The organism is Parvularcula bermudensis HTCC2503 (assembly GCF_000152825.2).
In the GTDB taxonomy this organism is placed as follows: Bacteria; Pseudomonadota; Alphaproteobacteria; order Caulobacterales; family Parvularculaceae; genus Parvularcula; species Parvularcula bermudensis.
Genome location: NC_014414.1, coordinates 2,359,667 through 2,377,279, shown reverse-complemented (window position 1 = coordinate 2,377,279; position 17,613 = coordinate 2,359,667). Strand labels below are relative to the sequence as shown.

General features: G+C 61.0%; 13 protein-coding genes and 1 pseudogene. 11 read left to right on the top strand and 3 right to left on the bottom strand.

The genetic code is table 11. From position 1 onward, the window contains the following. Positions 1-26: 26 nt before the first annotated feature. The 10 genes and pseudogenes from PB2503_RS11125 (at position 27) to PB2503_RS11080 (ending at position 15,013) form a co-directional block, all read left to right on the top strand. Positions 27-1,208 carry a S8 family serine peptidase gene (locus PB2503_RS11125; protein ID WP_013301355.1) on the top strand — a complete coding sequence of 394 codons (1,182 nt, stop codon included), beginning with the start codon at positions 27-29 and terminating at the stop codon, positions 1,206-1,208. A gap of 143 nt (positions 1,209-1,351) precedes the next feature. Then, positions 1,352-1,990 (top strand): YceI family protein, encoded by a 639-nt coding sequence (locus tag PB2503_RS11120; RefSeq protein WP_013301354.1) that lies wholly within the window; start codon positions 1,352-1,354, stop codon positions 1,988-1,990. Between the two features lie 276 nt (positions 1,991-2,266). Then, on the top strand, positions 2,267-6,790 hold the full coding sequence (locus PB2503_RS11115; protein ID WP_013301353.1) for an autotransporter domain-containing protein: 4,524 nt from the start codon (positions 2,267-2,269) through the stop codon (positions 6,788-6,790). Positions 6,791-7,098: 308 nt separating this feature from the next. Beyond that, positions 7,099-7,896: a sulfite exporter TauE/SafE family protein gene (locus PB2503_RS11110; RefSeq protein WP_013301352.1), complete on the top strand. Its 798-nt coding sequence runs from the start codon at positions 7,099-7,101 to the stop codon at positions 7,894-7,896. Further along, positions 7,886-8,089, top strand: a pseudogene (locus PB2503_RS15180) (hypothetical protein); the annotation flags it as partial. The gene PB2503_RS11110 and the pseudogene PB2503_RS15180, both read left to right, overlap by 11 nt. Before the next feature lie 152 nt (positions 8,090-8,241). Next, positions 8,242-8,793: a molybdenum cofactor biosynthesis protein B gene (moaB, locus tag PB2503_RS11100; protein ID WP_013301350.1), complete on the top strand. Its 552-nt coding sequence runs from the start codon at positions 8,242-8,244 to the stop codon at positions 8,791-8,793. Next, entirely contained in the window at positions 8,790-9,263 is a 474-nt protein-coding gene (gene moaC / locus PB2503_RS11095; protein WP_013301349.1) for a cyclic pyranopterin monophosphate synthase MoaC, read from the top strand. Before moaB ends, moaC begins: the two co-directional genes overlap by 4 nt. 136 nt (positions 9,264-9,399) lie before the next feature. After that, entirely contained in the window at positions 9,400-10,554 is a 1,155-nt protein-coding gene (locus PB2503_RS11090; RefSeq protein ID WP_148235266.1) for an efflux RND transporter periplasmic adaptor subunit, read from the top strand. Beyond that, positions 10,554-13,658, top strand: coding sequence for an efflux RND transporter permease subunit (locus PB2503_RS11085; RefSeq protein ID WP_013301347.1), 3,105 nt, complete (start codon positions 10,554-10,556; stop codon positions 13,656-13,658). The genes PB2503_RS11090 and PB2503_RS11085 overlap by 1 nt, the downstream gene beginning before the upstream one ends. Beyond that, entirely contained in the window at positions 13,655-15,013 is a 1,359-nt protein-coding gene (locus tag PB2503_RS11080) for an efflux transporter outer membrane subunit (protein ID WP_013301346.1), read from the top strand. Before PB2503_RS11085 ends, PB2503_RS11080 begins: the two co-directional genes overlap by 4 nt. A 44-nt stretch (positions 15,014-15,057) precedes the next feature. On the opposite strand, the gene PB2503_RS11075 is transcribed toward PB2503_RS11080, so the two are convergent. Both PB2503_RS11075 and PB2503_RS11070 read right to left on the bottom strand, forming a co-directional pair. Then, positions 15,058-15,477, bottom strand: coding sequence for a DUF6691 family protein (locus tag PB2503_RS11075; protein WP_041534995.1), 420 nt, complete (start codon positions 15,475-15,477; stop codon positions 15,058-15,060). Then, the gene (locus PB2503_RS11070) at positions 15,474-15,914 is read right to left on the bottom strand and encodes a YeeE/YedE family protein (protein ID WP_013301345.1); all 441 of its coding nucleotides are present in this window, start codon (positions 15,912-15,914) and stop codon (positions 15,474-15,476) included. Before PB2503_RS11070 ends, PB2503_RS11075 begins: the two co-directional genes overlap by 4 nt. Positions 15,915-16,075: 161 nt before the next feature. On the opposite strand from PB2503_RS11070, the gene PB2503_RS11065 reads away from it, so the two are divergent. Continuing rightward, positions 16,076-16,624 (top strand): hypothetical protein, encoded by a 549-nt coding sequence (locus PB2503_RS11065; protein ID WP_148235265.1) that lies wholly within the window; start codon positions 16,076-16,078, stop codon positions 16,622-16,624. Positions 16,625-16,880: 256 nt separating this feature from the next. Here PB2503_RS11065 and PB2503_RS11060 read toward each other — a convergent pair whose 3' ends face one another. Then, positions 16,881-17,591, bottom strand: coding sequence for a TetR/AcrR family transcriptional regulator (locus tag PB2503_RS11060; protein ID WP_013301343.1), 711 nt, complete (start codon positions 17,589-17,591; stop codon positions 16,881-16,883). Between the last annotated feature and the right edge of the window lie 22 nt (positions 17,592-17,613).

Sequence of the window (17,613 nt, the reverse complement as noted above, 5' to 3'; positions counted from 1 at the left end):
ACAAAGGGGGAGAAGGAACAAAGGCGATGAAACCGCAAATGATCAGTGGTGTTGCTGCAGGCCTCCTTGCGCTGGCTGTCCTCCCAGCCTGTGAGACCTATTCCCTCGACCTGCCGCCCCAGACGGTCGTCGAGGCGCATGCGGATGATGTGGTCGACGATCGTGAATTGATTGTGCTGGTCAATACGCAAACGGCACTGACAACGCTGAGCCGTGAGGTTGAGCGCCGTGGCTACCGTGTAAGGGGGCAGGAGACGTTATCGGGGCTGAACCTTTACATGCTGACCCTGATCATTCCCGAAGGGATGTCCGGCGGCGCTGCCATCCGCGAGGTCGAAAGCATCGAGCCGGAGGCCTCCGCAGGCGTCAATCATGCCTACCGTCTGCAGGCCGCCACGGATGACTGGGAGAGCTTTCCCGCGCGGGTGATCGGGTGGCCCCATGAAGGCTGCCGAGCATTCGTCAAAGTCGGAATCATCGACACGGCAATCGACACGACGATGGCCGAAGACTGGTCCGCGACGATTAGGGCGGCGTCTTTCGGCGCGAAAACGCCTCAGGCGAACGCCCCCACCACAGCGCATGGCACGGCCCTCGCGGCCCTGATTGTTGGCGAGGGCAGGTTGCGCGATGTCGACCTTTATAATGCCGTCGTCATCCATGCCGATTCCGAAACTGAGGCGGCGGGCGTGGATGACCTCATGCAAGCCTTTGATTGGTTGGCGGATGAAGGCGTTCGCATCGTTAATATCAGTCTTGCGGGGCCCTATAACAAAATCCTCGACCGGGGCATTCAGCGCGTGGCGGCCCAGGGGATGGTGATCGTCGCGGCGGCCGGCAATGACGGACCGAAAGTCGATCCGCGCTATCCCGCCGCCTTTCGGCAGGTTGTTGCCGTGACCGCCGTCGATGCCGATCTTCGGATCTATCGCAAAGCCGTTCGTGGGGCGCATATCGATATCGCGGCGCCCGGCGTCGACGTCGCTATCCCCCTCAAAGGGGGGTATAGGGTCAGAACGGGGACATCGTTTGCGGTCCCCTTTGTCACCGCCCAATTAGCGTCGGATGAGCGCTGGCGATCGGCGGCGCATCCCGAAACCATTCTTCCAGCCGCGCTGATGGAGACAGCCCTCGATCTTGGAGAGGAGGGTCACGATGAGGTCTATGGTGCGGGGTTGTTATCCGCGAGGGAAAGCTGCGGCTTGTGAGAGCGGCCTTCCTCAAAATGTGACGAGGGACGCGCCGGCCCACCATAACCGGCATATCTGTGAGCCGTGCTTGCCGTCATCAGCGAAGACAAATTTTGAACCGGAGGGACAGTCACGGCGACTGAGGGATATTGGCTTTCACAATGGAGTATATCCCCATGTTCACCCCCTCCCGTCAGTTCCTCGTCATATCGGCCGCGCTGTTATCGGCGTGTGCGACCCTTAATGCGCCGCCGGCAAGCTCGCTGACGATGGAGGCCCTGAGAGAGCTTCCAACGCAGCACTACACTCTCGCCCCCGAAGGGGCCGTTGTGGAATTTACCGCAAAGCCTGTGGGTCTTCCGAACGTCCGCGGAAACTTCGAGCATTTCGGTGGAACGGTGGCGATCGTCGACGCCGGGAATGACCGGATCGATATCGACGCAGCCGTCAATCTGGCCTCGGTGGAGACCGGCAATCGTGGCTATAATCATATGCTGATGAGCGAGGCCTGGTTCGATGTTGAGCGTCATCCCGAAGCGCGGTTTCAGGGGTCCCTCGCCGGGTTCGAGGGCGAAGGTCTAGGCCGCGTCGAAGGCACAATCACAATCAAGGGGGTCACGCGGCCCGCGGTGCTGGAGGTCAAGCTCGGCTGTGATGGCTTGAACCAATGTCCTCATCATGAGGTGGGATTTAATGGTCAGGTGACGGTCAGCCGATCTGATTTTGGCATGACCGGGTTGCGCGGTGTCGTGCGCGACGAGGTGCAGCTGAGTTTCCGCGGGGTGCTCGGAACCCCTTAAAGTTTTCCTTCGCGCAAATGATTGTTCAGAAAAGGGGCCGACGGCCCCTTTTTTAATGCGCTGCGCTGGTCACCCAGCGCTGTCGGTCATGCGCGCCTAGGCCTGCCATGCTCGGTGATCGCGTTCCCGGCTCCCCGCCGATGAACAGCCGCATCAGCCGCGCAATTTTTTTGAACCAATCCCCCTGGGCTCGCGACTGACCTTTTGAGCAGGCCGAAACGGGGGAGGGCCTCCGACCTTTCGGGCCTGCGGATATTTAGAGGTCAAGAGCTGAAAATGGCTATCACTACTTCCACCTTCACCGCATCCGGCAACAGACAACCTGCAGATAGGCTGCGATCGCCTTCTCTTAATCGGTTCCTTCTCGCTGCCTCCGCAACGGCAATCATTTCCGCGCTTCCCGGGGTTATTGTGCCGGGCGCAGCGGCCCAAAATCTCCCGGCTCAGTGTGTGTCCGATGGTCCGATCGGCACAATTGCCGCTCCTGGTGACAATGTTACCTGCCTTTCTGATGCCGTCATCGATGCCTTGTTCATTGATGTCGACAATGTGGCGGTCACAGCAGGCAATGCCGAACTCCCAGCGATTTTTTTCAGTACCGAGACCACTGTTCAGTTAGATAGTTCCGGCCCTCTCGGTCAGTCGTTCGATCTGGTGAACGCTGGATCGCAAATTCTGGGCGAGGACATTGCCGTCGTCCTTTCAAATAGCGGCGAAGGCGGCATCGACTTTGTGAGTGAAGGGGAAATTTCCGGGGACACAGCCGGCCTGGTGATAGGGCAGAATGGCGCCGGCGCCATCAACGCTTCCGTTGCCGACGTTCGTGCGCTTGCTGAGGATAACGACATATCGGCAGTCGTCATCACGGCGAGCGAAGGGGGCGGAGCGGTCAATTTCGTCTCGACAGGAACAATAAGCACGAATGGGATCGATGCCGAGAGTGCAGCGATCGAAATCGATACAAATGTCGATGCGACATCCGATATTTCCCTCATCGTGGAAGATGTTGTCGCCGACAACAGTAACGCAGAAGCGATCAGTGCACAGCTTCTCGGCGTTGGTGATTTTACCGCCATCGTCAATGGCGAGGTGACATCAGTGGGTGACGCTTTTGACGTCGACCACGAAGGCACGGGCTCGATCATTATTACGACGAATGGTGCGGTGACATCAACGAGCGGTGACGGTTTCGATATTGACCACAACGGCGTCGGCGACGTGGTCGTGACAACGAACGATATTGTCCGGACACTCCTTGAAGGCGGCAACGAAGGGATCGAGGTCGATCACGACGGGACCGGGAACATTGTTGTCATCACCAATGCCCTTGTTGACGCGGCTCAGGATGGAATAGAGACCAGTCACGATGGCACGGGGGACATCGTTCTTACAGCGAATGCTGATGTCATTGCAGCCGACAATGATGGTGTAGAAGGATCTCATAACGGTGATGGATCGGTCCTGATTACCACGACCGGTCTTGTTTCTGCTGCGGACAATGCGATTGAGGCTAATATCAACTCGATCAGCTCCAGCGGTGATATTGTTATTGCCGCCCAGGGAGACCTTGTCGGCGATAGTGACGGCAGTAATATTGGTTCAGGCATCGAGGCGGAGCATGCCGGGTTAGGTGATATCAGTATTGCCGCTGATGGCGCGATCAGCGGCGATATCGGGATCGATGCTACCCACGAGGGACAGGGCGATACCACCATCACCGCCACGGGACCGATTACCGCGAGTGATGTCGGCATTTTGGCTCAGTCCTTTGAAAGCGGCTCTCTCTCTATCAGTGCAGAGAGTATCCTTGCGGTGAATGTCGGTATCCTCGCTGACCAGAGCGGCGAGGGAGACCTATCCGTTCAAACCCTCGGTCGCGTGGCCTCCGAGGGTATAGCCCTCGATGTTAACCATTTCGGAACGGGTGACACCTTCATCGATGCACAGGGCGAACTGAGCGGCACTATTGGCGTTCTCGCTGCTGCCAATGGTTCGCTCACCATTTCGACCGCGGACATCGACGCCGAGCAAACCGCGATTAGCGCCAATCTATTTGGTCAGGGGGATCTGAGCATCACAACGAGTGGCGATATCACGAGTGCCGAGAGCCGAGGCATAGACGCGGAGGTGTTCGATGACGGGAATGTCCGTATCGTGACGGATGGCCTTGTCAGCGGTCTGGGCGACGCGATCTTCGTCAAAAATAACGGCGCGGGTGACACAACCATCATCACCAATGGCGACGTGATTGGCGGCGATGAAGGAATCCAGGCCTTTGGTAACGACAATGGCGACATCCTTATTATCGCGAACGGCAATGTGACCGGCGGTACTGAGATTGGACAGCACGGCATCAACGCCGACCATGACGAAATCGGCAATATCAGCGTCGAGGCGCACGGCATTGTGACCGCCGGCGATCGGGGCATCGAAGCGGAGCATTCCGGGGTCGGTGACATCTCGGTGACGACAACGGGCAGCGTCAGAGGTGACTTTGTGGGTGTCTTCGCCAACCATGAAGGCGAAGGACAGGTCACTCTCGATATCTCTGGGGATATTGAGGGTGGTGTCGAGGCCATCTTTGTCGAGAATGTCAATCGCCAAGTGGTGGTGGTTGATCCAGAAGCGGAGGCGCCAGCGCCCGCGAATACTGATGTCTCAATCACGATGAGTGGGTCGGCCATCGGCGATGCGGGCGAGGGCATCTTCGCGCGACAAGGCACCGATGGTGACCTCAGCATCGTGGCCACCGGTGATGTCATCGGGGCTGCGGAGGGTAATACTGATAATGTCGATGCCATCACGGCGATCAATGACGGTACCGGGTCGACATTTGTCGATGTCGCGGGCCTTGTGGACGGCCGCACCAGTTGGGGGATCGATGTCACGACTGTAGCGGGATCTGAGGTATTCGTGCGCAACGGCGCCGTCGTGACAGGCCCTGCAGGGTCGGTCATCGACCGAAGCGTCGATGCCAGCATGGCACTTACCCTTGAGGCGGGCGGCACGCTGGACGGTCGCGTTTTCTTCCTCGGCGGCGACGATGTGTTCAACGACCAAGGCGGGAGCTTCACCACCGCTTTTGGTGGCGATGGTAACGACACGGTCAATTTCTCAGGGGCGGCACGAACCCTTGTGAATTCCGGCGGCGTCGACGATAGCCTGCAGCAGTTTGAGGTCTTCACCTTTAATGGCGAGGGCATCACGCTTGAAGGGGTGCACCAAGGGCTCACCCAGGTGAGCTTCAATGCGGGGGCGAACGTCCTCGACGGGACGCTGGAAGCAGCCCTGGTCGAGGTGGCCGCTGGGACGAGCTTTACGGCGCGCGACGGTTCGCTGATCGTCGGTGATTTCGTGAATGACGGCCTTCTCAATGTCGGTAATTCACCGGGGACACTCACGGTTGATGGCGATGTCACTTTTGGGTCGAACAGCGTCTTTGTCGTCGAAATCGACAATACCGGTTTCGACCAGATCATTTCGGCGGGCGATGTTGTCCTTGATGGGCAATTACAGACCGATATCTCGGGATCCTTGAATTTCGGCGCCAATGACGTTCGCATTATCGATGCGAATGGCGTCATCAGCGGCTCATTCGTCGATGTCGACTTTGAGAATGGCCTTCTGATCTCGAACGATCTGATCCTGGACGAGGCAAATGCGGACCTGATCCTCAGGACTTTTCTTGCCGCAGCGTCCGACATTGACGGCCTTGCTGAAAATGCCGCCAATGCCGGTGACGCTCTCATCACGACCCTCACCCTCGATGAGGTGAACGATGATCTGCTCACACTCATCACGGCGATCGGCGCGATCGATGATGCCGCCGTGTTGAACGACGCCCTCACGCAGCTCACCCCCGAGGCGCTCGATATTAGTGCGCGTACGGTGCTTGCGGCACAGGACTCATTGCTGGCGGCCGTGCGCCAGAACAATCGTGACGCCGTGAGCGGTGAGCACAACCTCTGGGGAGCGGCGGAACGCTTCTCCCTCGACAAAGACGAGGATCCCGAATTCCAAGGCTTCAGCGGCGACGCAGACCGCCTGGCCTTTGGGGTGTCTGGATACCAGGCCGGACCGGTCCGTCTTGGCGCTGCGGTCGGTTACACCTCGTTCGACGGCGAGCAAGACAGCTCGCTTGCGGACCATGTGGATGGTGAGCTGTTCCAGCTTGCGGCGTCGATGGAGGCGCCCGTCACCATGCTGGGCACCAGCGGTAATCTGAACGTCCTCGTCGGCGTCGCCACGGGGGAGCAAAACCTTACCATGGTGACCGCCGAGCCGATCAGCGATCGGCTGACCCAGCAGGCTGCATCGAGCGACGTCAGTAGTGTCGATGCTCAAGCGGCGCTTTCGGTCGCGCTTTACAAGCAGGGCAATCTCTCGATTGATCCGTTCGTGGGCGTCGGGGTTTCATCGATGGAAATCGATGGCTTCGAGATCGGTGAAGGCCAGGCGACGGCCCTCTCGGTTGAGGATGCATCCTTTACACGAGGCGAGATCGCGATCGGTACGACAGTGTCCTACGCCGTTGCCGATACGCTCAACGCCCATGCCCGCTTGGCTGGCGTGCATTACTTCGGCGATACGCAGCATACGTTTGTATCGCGCTTCTCCGAGCCGACGGCTTTTGACGGGCCGTTTGAAACAAATGGCGAAGAGGTATCGAGCCAGTTCGAGTTCGAAGGCGGGCTGACCACCGAGATCCGGCCCGGCGGCCGCTTGTCGGTGAACTCGTCGGCTCAGCTCGGCACGGTGAGCAGTGTTGGCTTGGGCCTTTCCTTCACTCAACGCTTTTGAGGATCTCGCCGGGCACTTAATCCCCGTTAGTGACCGGTGAGTGGGCGGCGCGGCGTATTCGCGTCGCCCTTTCCTGTTGAAGGGGGCTTAAGCACTTTTGAGCAGACTAGGGCGGTGCGACCCGCAGCGCCGCGTCCCCCGGAAAGGGGGGCGGGGACGTCAGCGACTAGAGCGTGATGACGTCCACCCGCTCCCCAGCGTCACGGGCGGCCGCGTTGCCGGGCGATCCTTGGTGTTGTCGGTCTGGGCGATATGCTTAACTTCAGCGATGACATGGGCCAACTGGGACACGAAGAGGCGATTATTGCGTGCTGTTTCTTGCCCTTGCCTTCGCGGTAACGGCGCTGGCCTATGCCAGTGTCGGCTTTGGGGGCGGGTCAACCTATACGGCGCTGCTGGCGCTCAGCGGCATCAGCTATACCGTGCTGCCGATTCTCTCCTTGAGCTGCAATCTGCTGGTGGTCGCCGGGGGATGTGTGCGGTTCGCCCGCGCCGGCACCCTGCCCTGGCGCCGGGCCCTACCCATCTGCGGTGTTTCCGTCCCGATGGCGGCATGGGGCGGCACCCTGGTGGTGTCCGAGCGCCTCTTTACGGGGCTACTCGGCGTCAGCCTGCTCATCGCTGGGGGCGTCATGGCCATGGAAACAATGGGTCGTCGGTCCTTCGGTCATCCAGAGGGGCAGAGAGACAGGCTTCCTTCATGGGGGCGCGTGATCGCGCTGCCGATCGGCGCGGGCGTTGGCTTTTTGTCCGGCGTGGTGGGCATTGGCGGCGGGATTTTTCTTGCGCCGATCCTGCATCTGTCCCGTTGGGGCGAGAGCCGTGCGATTGCAGGGACCACATCCCTGTTCATCCTCCTCAATTCCCTCGCCGGGCTTGCGGGGCAAGCAACGAAGCTCAAGGGCGAAGAGGTCGCCGATCTGACTCTCTATTGGCCGCTCCTCCTGGCGGTGGGGATCGGAGGGCAGATCGGCTCTCATCTCGGGGTGAAGGTTCTGTCCCCCGCCTTACTCAAGGCGGCGACGGGGGGGCTGGTCATGCTTGTAGGCCTAAGGCTTTTAGCGCGTTTCCTCACTTTGTGGACGGGGGGAGATAATGGCCTTTGACGATAGAGCGAACATTGCACCGCTGACGGACGGTTATGGCCGCGACATCACCTATTTACGGCTTTCAGTGACCGATCGATGCGATTTGCGGTGCCAGTATTGTCTGGCGGCCCGCCCCGATTTCCTCCCCAAGTCTGCCCTGCTCAGTGGGGAAGAACTGGCTCATCTTGCGGCAACCTTTATTCGACGCGGCGGTGATCTATCATCTGAGGGAGCGGACTATCTGATGGACTATCTCAAAACCGCCGCGCCCTTTTGGAAGAGGGAACGGGGAGACCAGGGGGAGCGCTGGATCGAGCCCCGGGCGGCGGATTTTCAGGACAAGGACCGATGGGGGGAGAGCCAATGACGTCGAGGATCGATGAGAGCCGCCCTTTTGTCCCTCTGCGGATCGCTGTCATGACCGTCTCCGACACCAGGACGGCGGCGGATGACCGCTCTGGGGACCTGCTGGTCGCGCGTCTTACGGCAGCAGGGCACGATCTCGCCGACCGGCGGATCGTCCCCGATGAACAGGAGCTTCTGTCCCGGCAGGTGCAGGATTGGGCCGATAGCGGGCGGGTCGATGCGGTCCTGACGACCGGGGGAACGGGCCTGACCGGCCGGGACGTGACGGTGGAAGCGATATCCCCCTTATTCTCGAAAACCCTTGAAGGCTTTGCGGTGGTCTTTCACATGGTGAGCTATGACAGTGTCGGGCTCTCGACCCTCCAAAGTCGGGCCTGCGCAGGGATCGTTCCCGCGACGGATGGCAGCCGGGCGATCTTTGTCTTTTGCCTGCCGGGCTCCACCGGTGCGTGCAAGGATGGGTGGGACAAGGTGATCGCGCCCCAGCTCGACAGTCGGCACCGTCCGTGCAACCTGCATGAAATCATGCCGAGATTGACCGAACGATGAATGAGGATCTGACGCATTTTCGCAATGGACGCCCCGCCATGGTGGATGTGTCCGGCAAACAGGCGACGGTGCGCGAAGCCGTGGCGGAGGGGCTTGTGCGCATGTCACCGCAGACCCTTGCCCTTGTCTCAGGCGCGACGCCCAAGGGCGATGTGGCTCAGATTGCCAGCCTTGCCGGGATTACCGGCGCGAAGCGGACCGCGGACTTGATTCCGCTTTGCCACCCTCTGCCCCTCGACAAGGTCGATGTCGTCGTCACGCCGGATCCGGATGCGCCGGGGCTGAAAGTGGTGGCAACGGCGCGGACCACCGGTCGTACAGGGGTCGAGATGGAAGCCCTGACGGCGGTCTCTGTCGCCTGTCTGACGATCTACGATATGCTCAAGGCCCAGCAGAAAGATCTGGTGATCGGGCCGATCCAGCTTGTGGCCAAAAGCGGCGGCCGCTCAGGCACGTGGCAGCGCGATTAAGCGGAGCGGCGATATCGACGCCGCGCGGCATCGCCTTAGTTTCCTTGTGCTGTTGTGAACGACCCCCCGAAAAAGGTTTGCCAAGGCCAGTGCCAGGGCAGCAAATAACGATTATTTGGCTAAGAATAATAATTTTGTGACACGTTATGCCAAGGGGGCGGCCCGGAATGACCGGGTGAAGGAGGCGAAGGTGCGGTGCAATATTTTTCGAATGGCCATCGTCTTCGTCATCGGCGCGGCGCTGGGGGCGTGCGGCGGTGAGGAGGCCCCCACCAATCGAGAGGGCGGGGCGGGGACCAACGTCATTCCCCATCGGGTAGAATTGCAGCGGCTGAGCGAGCGGGTTGAGGCCGTGGGCACCGCCCGGGCCCAGCAGCAAGCCACGATCTTTCCCGAGACCGGCGGCGAGGTGACCGGCGTCTTTTTCGAGGCCGGTGATTTCGTTGAGGCGGGGGCGATCCTCGCTGCCTTTGAAGATGCCGAGGAACGTCTAGATGTGGCGAGAGCCCGGGTCGCCCTTAAGGAAGCGCAACAATTACTGGATCGCTATGGCCGGATCGATGTCGAAGGGGCCGTTTCCGAGAGCCAGATCGACGCCGCGCGAACGGCCGTTGAAGCGGCGCAAATCGAATTGCGTCTGGCAGAGGAGACATTGGCCGATCGCCAGGTGAGGGCGCCCTTTGCGGGCTATGTCGGTATTCCCCAGATCGATCCCGGCGCCCGGATCGGCACCGATACCGCGATTACCCAGCTCGATGCGCGCACCCGCCTGTTTATCGATTTCGAGGCTCCAGAGCAGGTCTTTAACATGATACAGCCTGGGGATCGGCTGTCCCTCCAGCCCTTCGCCGCTGGCCAGCAACACGTCGAAGCGGTCGTGCGCAGCATCGGCGCCCGTATCGATCCGCAACGGCGGCTTTTCCAAATCCGCGCCGAGGCGAATAACGAGGCCGATCGGCTGCGACCCGGCATGAGCTTCCGGGTGGGTTTTGACATTCCCGGCGATCCGCTGCCCAGCGTTCCGGAAGCGGCGATCGTGTGGGGCGGGGACGGGGCCTATGTCTGGGCGGTGAAAGACGGTCGCGCAACGCAGATGGCGGTGACGATTGTCTCCCGTACTGCCGGTCAGGCCTTGGTGCGCGCGCCGCTGCAAGCCGGTGATTTGATCGTGGCCGAAGGCGTGCAGAAGATGCGGGAGGGGGCTTTAGTCGACCTCCTCGATGCCCGGCCCGAGAGGGCCGCGCCGCCCCCTGTACCAGGGCAAACCACCGTCGGCGGAGCGGCTCTCTGATGGCCGATCACGCAAGAGGCCTTCCCGCTTTGGCGGTCAAGCGCCCGCTCCTGATTACGGTTCTCAATCTTCTCATCGTGATCGCCGGGGCGGCGGCGATGTTCGGCATCGAAATCAGGGAATTGCCCGATGTCGACCGGCCTATTGTCAGTGTGCGCGCCAATTTGCCCGGCGGCGCGCCGGAGACCATCGACGCCGAAGTGACGAGTGTCCTCGAAGGGGCGGTGGCCAGAGTGTCCGGTGTGCGAGAAATTCGCTCATCGAGCGAAGAGAACAACGCGCGGATGCGGATTGAGTTCAACCCCGGGGTCGATCTCGATAATGCCTCCGCCGATGTCCGCGAGGCGGTCAGTCGCGTGACACGAGAATTGCCTGATCGGGCGGAAAATATCTTTGTCACGAAGGCCGACGAGGATGCCGACCCGATCATCGATCTGGCGATCATCAGCGACGTCCTTCCCGAGGACGAACTCACCCGCATCATCGAGACGGATATTGCGCCGGAAATCCTCTCTGTGAATGGGGTGGCCGCCGTTCAAGAATTCGGCACCCGCCTTCGGCAAATGCGGGTCGTGATCGATCCGCCGCGGCTCAATCGTTTCGGGTTCACCGTCAGCGATGTGGCAGACGCGTTGCGTCAGGCCCCCTTCGATGTCCCCGCCGGCAGCTTTCGGTCGCAAGACCAGGAACTGATCGTCAGGGCCGAAGCGACGGCCGCGACGCCGGATCTCATCAAAGAGGTGATTATCGATCAGCAGATCAGGGTCGGCGACGTTGCCGATGTGATCCTGGCCCCCGCCGACGCCGAAAATCTTTTGCGGCTTGACGGCACACCCATCATCGGCCTCGGCATCGTGCGCCAGGCACAATCGAATACGATCGAGATTTCCGATGCGGTTGCCGCAAAGGTGGCCGCATTGAATGGACGGTTCGAGGACCTGTCGATCCGGGTCCTGTCGGACGAGGCGGTGTTCATCAGAACCTCGGTCCGGGAGGTGGTCACCAGCTTGATTTTCACTGTGCTGATTGTCGTGACGACGATTTGGCTGTTTCTGGGGTCGGGCAAGGCGACGTTGATCCCCAGCGTGGCGATTCCCGTCGCGTTGATCGGCACCATTTCGGGAATCTGGCTGATGGGGTTCTCGATCAATCTCCTCACCCTCTTGGCCTTGGTGCTGGCCACCGGGTTGATTGTCGACGATGCCATTGTCGTATTGGAGAACGTTCAACGACAACAATCCCAAGGGCTCAAGCGCCATGCCGCGGCGGCGATTGGGACGCAGCAGGTGTTCTTTGCCGTGGTGGCGACGACGGCGGTCCTGGTCGCCGTCTTTGTCCCGATTTCGTTCTTGCCCTCCACCGCCGGGCGGTTGTTTCGCGAATTCGGATTCGTGCTGGCGATGGCGGTGATCATTTCCTCCTTTGTCGCCCTGACGCTGGCCCCGGCCATGGCGGCTCAATTCAAGTTCGTCGATGATGAGGTGCGCGATACCCGCCTCGTCCGGGTCGGCCGTCGTCTGATGAAAGTGTATGAGCGGGGCCTCGATGTCAGTTTGCGGCATCCCCGGGCGGTGGTCGGCATCAGCCTGCTCGCGGCCGGTCTGGCGGCGATCGGCTATCTGTCGCTGCCTAGTGAATTGGTGCCGCCGGAGGATCGAGGCGAGGTGGTCATCTTCGCCACGGGGCCCGATGGGGTCGGCCTCTCCTATATGGAACGGCAGTCCGACGCGATTGAGGACGTCCTTGCTCCCTATCGCGAGAGCGGCGTCATCGAGTCGCTGTACACGGTGGTCGGGCGCTTCGATCCTAACCGAATTCTCGTCAACGCCAATCTCGCGCCGTGGGAAGATCGGGATCTTTCTCAACAAGATCTGATCCGGGAATTGTCGCCGCAAATGGCGGCGATCCCGGGGGCGCGGGTCTCCGTCTTCGGACGCGGTAGTCTCGATATCGGGCGCGGTCGGCGCAGCGGCCTCGAAGTGGCGCTGGTGGGGGGGGATTACGACGCCATCTACCAAGCGGCCCGGGCGCTTTCCGATGCGATCGACAGCCAGTCGGAGATCTTGTCCAATCCCGAAATTTCCTACCAGCCGACGCAACCGCAGCTATCGGTCCAGATTGACCGGCGGCGCGCGTCAGATCTCGGCGTCCCCTTGGACGAAATTTCTCTCACGCTACGGACGATGGTCGGGGGGGAGGATCTTGTCGATCTCAATGTTCAGGATCAGGCGATCCCCATCCTGCTCGAGTCCGAAACCCGAGCCATCCGGAAACCGTCGGATCTCTCGAACCTGTTCGTTCGGGCAGAGTCGGGGGCTCTTATTCCGATGTCGAGCCTGACGACCATGGTGGAGGAGGGGGTGGCCGCCGAACTCGACCGGGTCGAGCAGCGACGGGCCATCGAAGTGGAAAGCGATGTGGCCACCGGCGTGGCCCTCGCGGACGCGGTTTTGGAGATCGAGCGACTCGCGGCCGAGACCTTGCCTGACGGGATCGAGATGCGGCTCCAGGGGGAGGCAGAGACCTTACAGGAATCATCCCGTGACTTGATGATCACCTACGCTTTCGCCTTGCTTATCGTCTTTCTTGTGCTCGTGGCACAGTTTGAGAGTCTGACCAGTCCGATCGTTGTCATGCTGACGGTTCCCTTTGCCTTGGCCGCGGCGATCTATGTTCTGTGGCTGACGGGGGGCTCCCTCAATATCTACTCCCAAATCGGATTGATCCTTTTGATCGGGTTGATGGCAAAGAACGGGATTCTCCTCGTGGAGTTTGCCGATCAATTACGGGGAGAAGGGCGTACGGTGCGGGAAGCCGTTCGTGAGGCAGCTCTCTTACGGGCTCGGCCGATCATGATGACTGTGATTTCGACGGCCTTGGGCGCTGTCCCCCTCATCCTTTCCGGCGGGGCGGGGGCAGAGGCGCGCAGCGCCATCGGGTGGGTCGTGTTCGGCGGCCTCGGTCTCGCCGCGCTCTTCACGCTCTTTCTGACACCGATCCTTTATCTCGGTCTCTCCAGTCTTGGGGGCGCCCGCCTGGCGGCCAGTGGTGCCCTTGAGCGGGAGTTGGCCGATGCGCCGGGGGCGGAGCGCTTGGCGGAATGAAGGGGCGTATCTGTATCCTTGGCGGCGCATTATTGAGCCTTACCGCCTGTGCCGTCGGTCCCGATCCCACGGCGCCGACGGTCGACCTTCCGGCGACATATTCCGCAGCGCTTCCTGCTGATCTTGCGGGGCAGGACGAGGAGGTCTGGTGGGCGGGGTTTGAGGATGAAACCCTTTCTACACTGATGGTCGATGTCCTCGCAGGAAATCTCGACATCGCCACGGCGCTCGCCACGCTCTCCGAAGCGGCGGCCTTGCGCGGGGCCGTGCGGTCCGATCTGTTCCCCCGTCTCGATGCGCAGGGCAGCGCGGAATATGCCGACCTCATCTCAGGGGAGGGGGAGAGCGAGACGACGACGCTTCTGTCGGGCGTCCTTGCCTTCGAGGTCGACCTTGCCGGGGGAAACCGCCGGCGTCTTGAGGCGGCGGCTGCGGATCTGGAGGCGGCGGGCTTCGGCGTGAGAGAGGCGCAGCGCCTCGCCACGGGGACGGCAGCTCTCCAATATATCGATTTGCGACGGTCGGGCGCTCGTCTCGCCCTGCTTGAGACCTCTCTCGACTTGCAGGCGAGGACCCTCGACGTGGTGCAAGCGCGGTTCGACGCCGGGCTAACACCGGCCCTCGACGTCGACCGGGCGGCGGCGGATCTGGCCCGAACCCGCGCCGATCGCGGCATTCTTCAGGCGAATCGTCAGGCCGCGGCCTTCACCCTTGCTGTCCTGGCCGGGCGTCCCCCCGAAAGAGCGCAATTTGGCCAGTCTACGGATGATATTCTTCCCGATTACCGTGGTGAGATTACGCTGGGCGCGCCGGCGATGCTGCTTCGCCAGCGACCGGACGTCGCTCAAGCCGAGCAACGATTGATCGCAGATCTTGCCTTGATCGGCGCCGAACAAGCGGATCTCTATCCGTCCCTTCGCTTGCCCGCCCAGATCAGCGGCGATCCTGACACGGATTTCGAGCCACTCCTCTTCACCCTCAGCGCGATCGTCGACATCCCGCTTCTGGATGCAGGGCGACGCCGGGCGGAGGTCAGGGCGCAGATCGCCCGCGCGGAAGCCTCCCTTGCCGAATGGCAACAGACGGTCCTTGTCGCTCTTACCGAGGTGGAAACCGCCTTGACCCGTATCGAGGCTTTACGGTCCCGGCTCGAGAATTTGGACCTTGCCGTCCAGCGAAGCGAAGAAGCTTATCGGCAACTCGACGCCCTTTATCGCGAAGGACTGACGAGCTTCATTGATGTTCTCGATGCCCAGCGGACCCTCATCGGCAGCCGGGAGGCGGTGGTCGAGGCGCGGGCGGATCTCGCCGTCGCGATCGTCCAGCTCCACATAGGGATGGGGACGGGGATCTGAGGAGACCGGCAAGGGGCCTTGATCCTGCTAAGGCCGGGGGGCCTTCATCCGCTGCGCTTGGCGTAGGCTTGGTAGCCGAGAACCCCCGCAATCAATCCGATGCCGAAGGGGAGAAGGCGCAAGGGGGCCATCGACGCCACTGAGATTGCCGGTCCCGGGCACAGACCGGAGAGGCCCCATCCCACCCCAAAAAGGACGCTTCCGATGATCAGGGGGCGGGTAATTTCGCGTGTTTGAGGGAGATGGAAGGTCGGCTCGAATAGGGGTTTCTCCCGCCGCAGGACAAGCCGATACCCAAAGAAGGTCGTCACAAGCGCCCCACCCATCACCAAGGCAAGGCTTGGGTCCCAGATCCCTGTGACATCGAGGAAATTCACAACCTTCATCGGATTGGTCATGCCGGAGAGGATCAATCCGGTGCCGAAGAGGGCCCCGGCAATCGCCGCAAGAAGTCGCTGGCTCATTGCGCCCCTCCCATCAGATGGCGGAGGACGAGGACCGTCAGGGCGCCTGCCGCCATAAAGGTGAGAACAGCCACGAGGGAACGCGGCGACAGCCGGGCCAACCCGCAGACCCCATGGCCACTCGTACAGCCCGAGCCAAGGCGTGTGCCGAAGCCGACCAAAAGGCCCGCGATCAGCAGCGTCATGGGGCCGGCCGTGAAATCGATGGCGGGCCGCGCCGACGCCAGCGACAAAACCGCGCCAGGGAGCAGCAGCCCCAGCAGAAAAGCTCTCCGCCATTGCCGATCCGCGCCGGCGGGACCAAGGGCTGCCCCGACAATGCCGCTAATACCAGCGATCCTTCCCAGGCTCGCCATCAGGAGGGTGGACGACACACCGATAAGGATGCCCCCCAATAGGGCGGTTCCTGGCGTGAAGGGGGTCGGGTCAGCAACCATGGCAGGGATCCTTTCGGGGCGTGGTGATGGGGATGGAGGTCATATAAGGGACGCGGCCTCAGTCGACAATTCGGGATATTCACCTACGGAAAGTATCAACTATTTGGGGCGGGGCGGTTTGGAGCGGTGACTTTCCCAGCCGAACGACCGATATGATCATTATGAGTTTGTCTTCCCCTCCCGTGTCCGCCTGTCTGGGCCCTGGGCGTGCCGACGCTGTTTTGGCGCGCTTGCCCCATCATTGGGTGGCGGCAGAGGAGTTGTCGCCAGCGGAAAGGCGGCTTCTCGACCATCGCGCAACCATGACGTCGACCCTTGAGGCTGCTTTTGGCGATAGGCTCAAGGTTCAACCGGTTGCCAGCCACGTCACGGCGGGAAAATTCGCGCGACAGGCCTATTTGGCTCTCGAAAAAAGCGGGCGGCTGGTCTGTGCCACATGGCTGTTTGTTGATCGTCAGGCTATGAGCCCGCGCGCCTTCGCGGCGATAACGGAGGGTCGGGAACCATTTGGTCGCGTCATGGTCCGTGAGGGGAGGGCGTTAGCGACCGCGCCGCATGCCTATTTTCGACTTGGCGGGAGGGAAGGGGCGTCCACGTTTCTTACCTCTCCCTTTCCCGAGGGGGCAGCGGGCCGGGTCAATCGCGTCATTGAGGGGCAGGGGGACGAAAGCCTTGCCGAGACCATCGAAATCCTCTTGGCGCTGCCCTAGAGCCTTTTCAAGCGAAGTGGGTACCGGTTCGCGTGAAGAAAAGGCGACCAGTAAAGACCCGCAGCCTTTTCAAGCGAAGCGGGAACCGGTTCGCGTGAAGAAAAGGCGACCAGTAAAGACCCGCAGCCTTTTCAAGCGAAGTGGGCACCGGTTCGCGTGAAGAAAAGGCGACCATCAAAAACCCACAGCCTTTTCAAGCGAAGCGGGAACCGATCCGTACAAGGGAAATTGTAGAATACAAAGGACGGGTGTCGTTTCACGACTCCGATTGATCGATATGGCTCTCGGCGTTTTGTTCTGGGTCCGGTGTCAAGATCGCGGCAACGGCGCGCACAATTTGCGGGGTCAGCGCCGTGGCGTCGAGGTTCGGGTTCCGCACGGTCCGAATGGCGAGTCCTGAGAATAAGGTACGGAGCACTTCGACCCGATGGTCGGCATCCTTCAACCCCAGGGTGTCGCGCAACAGCGCGGAAAATCGCCGGTGGATCTGCGTGTCGTAGCGATGGACAATGGCTGAAACGTCCGGGTTGCGGCTTGCTTCTGCAAGGGTTTCGAGGGTGAGAACGGAGTGGAAAAGCCGCGTCGTTTTCGTCACGCCTTCTTTCACGCGGCCAATCAGGAACGCCCGCAATTCGGGTGCGTCCAAATCGGCAAGATCATCGAAGAAAGAGAGATGCCGCGCCTCTTCGGTGCGGATGATCTCATGGATCAGCTCATCCTTGCTTTCGAAATAATGATAGATGTGCCCCGGGCTGACATCGGCGCGCTTGGCGATGCGGGCCATACTGGCGCCGTGAAACCCTTCTTCGACAAAGCACGCCGCAGCTGCCTCTAAAATATCTTCCCGTCGGGATCGTGGACATTCGAACAGGGTGTCCGCCGTGGCCATTCCCTCTCCCGCCCACGCGAACATGATCGGCGCAAGCTCATTGACTTTATCGTAGTATGTTTTAGATTGAATGTTCATTCTAGTCAACCGGACCGAGGCG

What these genes read in the sequence shown, in the direction of transcription:
- PB2503_RS11125 (WP_013301355.1), top strand. Translation starts at nt 27, where the DNA reads ATGAAACCGCAAATGATCAGTGGTGTTGCTGCAGGCCTCCTTGCGCTG.
- PB2503_RS11120 (WP_013301354.1), top strand. Translation starts at nt 1,352, where the DNA reads ATGGAGTATATCCCCATGTTCACCCCCTCCCGTCAGTTCCTCGTCATA.
- PB2503_RS11115 (WP_013301353.1), top strand. Translation starts at nt 2,267, where the DNA reads ATGGCTATCACTACTTCCACCTTCACCGCATCCGGCAACAGACAACCT.
- moaB (WP_013301350.1), top strand. Translation starts at nt 8,242, where the DNA reads ATGACGTCGAGGATCGATGAGAGCCGCCCTTTTGTCCCTCTGCGGATC.
- moaC (WP_013301349.1), top strand. Translation starts at nt 8,790, where the DNA reads ATGAATGAGGATCTGACGCATTTTCGCAATGGACGCCCCGCCATGGTG.
- PB2503_RS11085 (WP_013301347.1), top strand. Translation starts at nt 10,554, where the DNA reads ATGGCCGATCACGCAAGAGGCCTTCCCGCTTTGGCGGTCAAGCGCCCG.
- PB2503_RS11080 (WP_013301346.1), top strand. Translation starts at nt 13,655, where the DNA reads ATGAAGGGGCGTATCTGTATCCTTGGCGGCGCATTATTGAGCCTTACC.
- PB2503_RS11075 (WP_041534995.1), bottom strand. Translation starts at nt 15,477, where the DNA reads ATGAGCCAGCGACTTCTTGCGGCGATTGCCGGGGCCCTCTTCGGCACC.
- PB2503_RS11070 (WP_013301345.1), bottom strand. Translation starts at nt 15,914, where the DNA reads ATGGTTGCTGACCCGACCCCCTTCACGCCAGGAACCGCCCTATTGGGG.
- PB2503_RS11065 (WP_148235265.1), top strand. Translation starts at nt 16,076, where the DNA reads ATGAGTTTGTCTTCCCCTCCCGTGTCCGCCTGTCTGGGCCCTGGGCGT.
- PB2503_RS11060 (WP_013301343.1), bottom strand. Translation starts at nt 17,591, where the DNA reads ATGAACATTCAATCTAAAACATACTACGATAAAGTCAATGAGCTTGCG.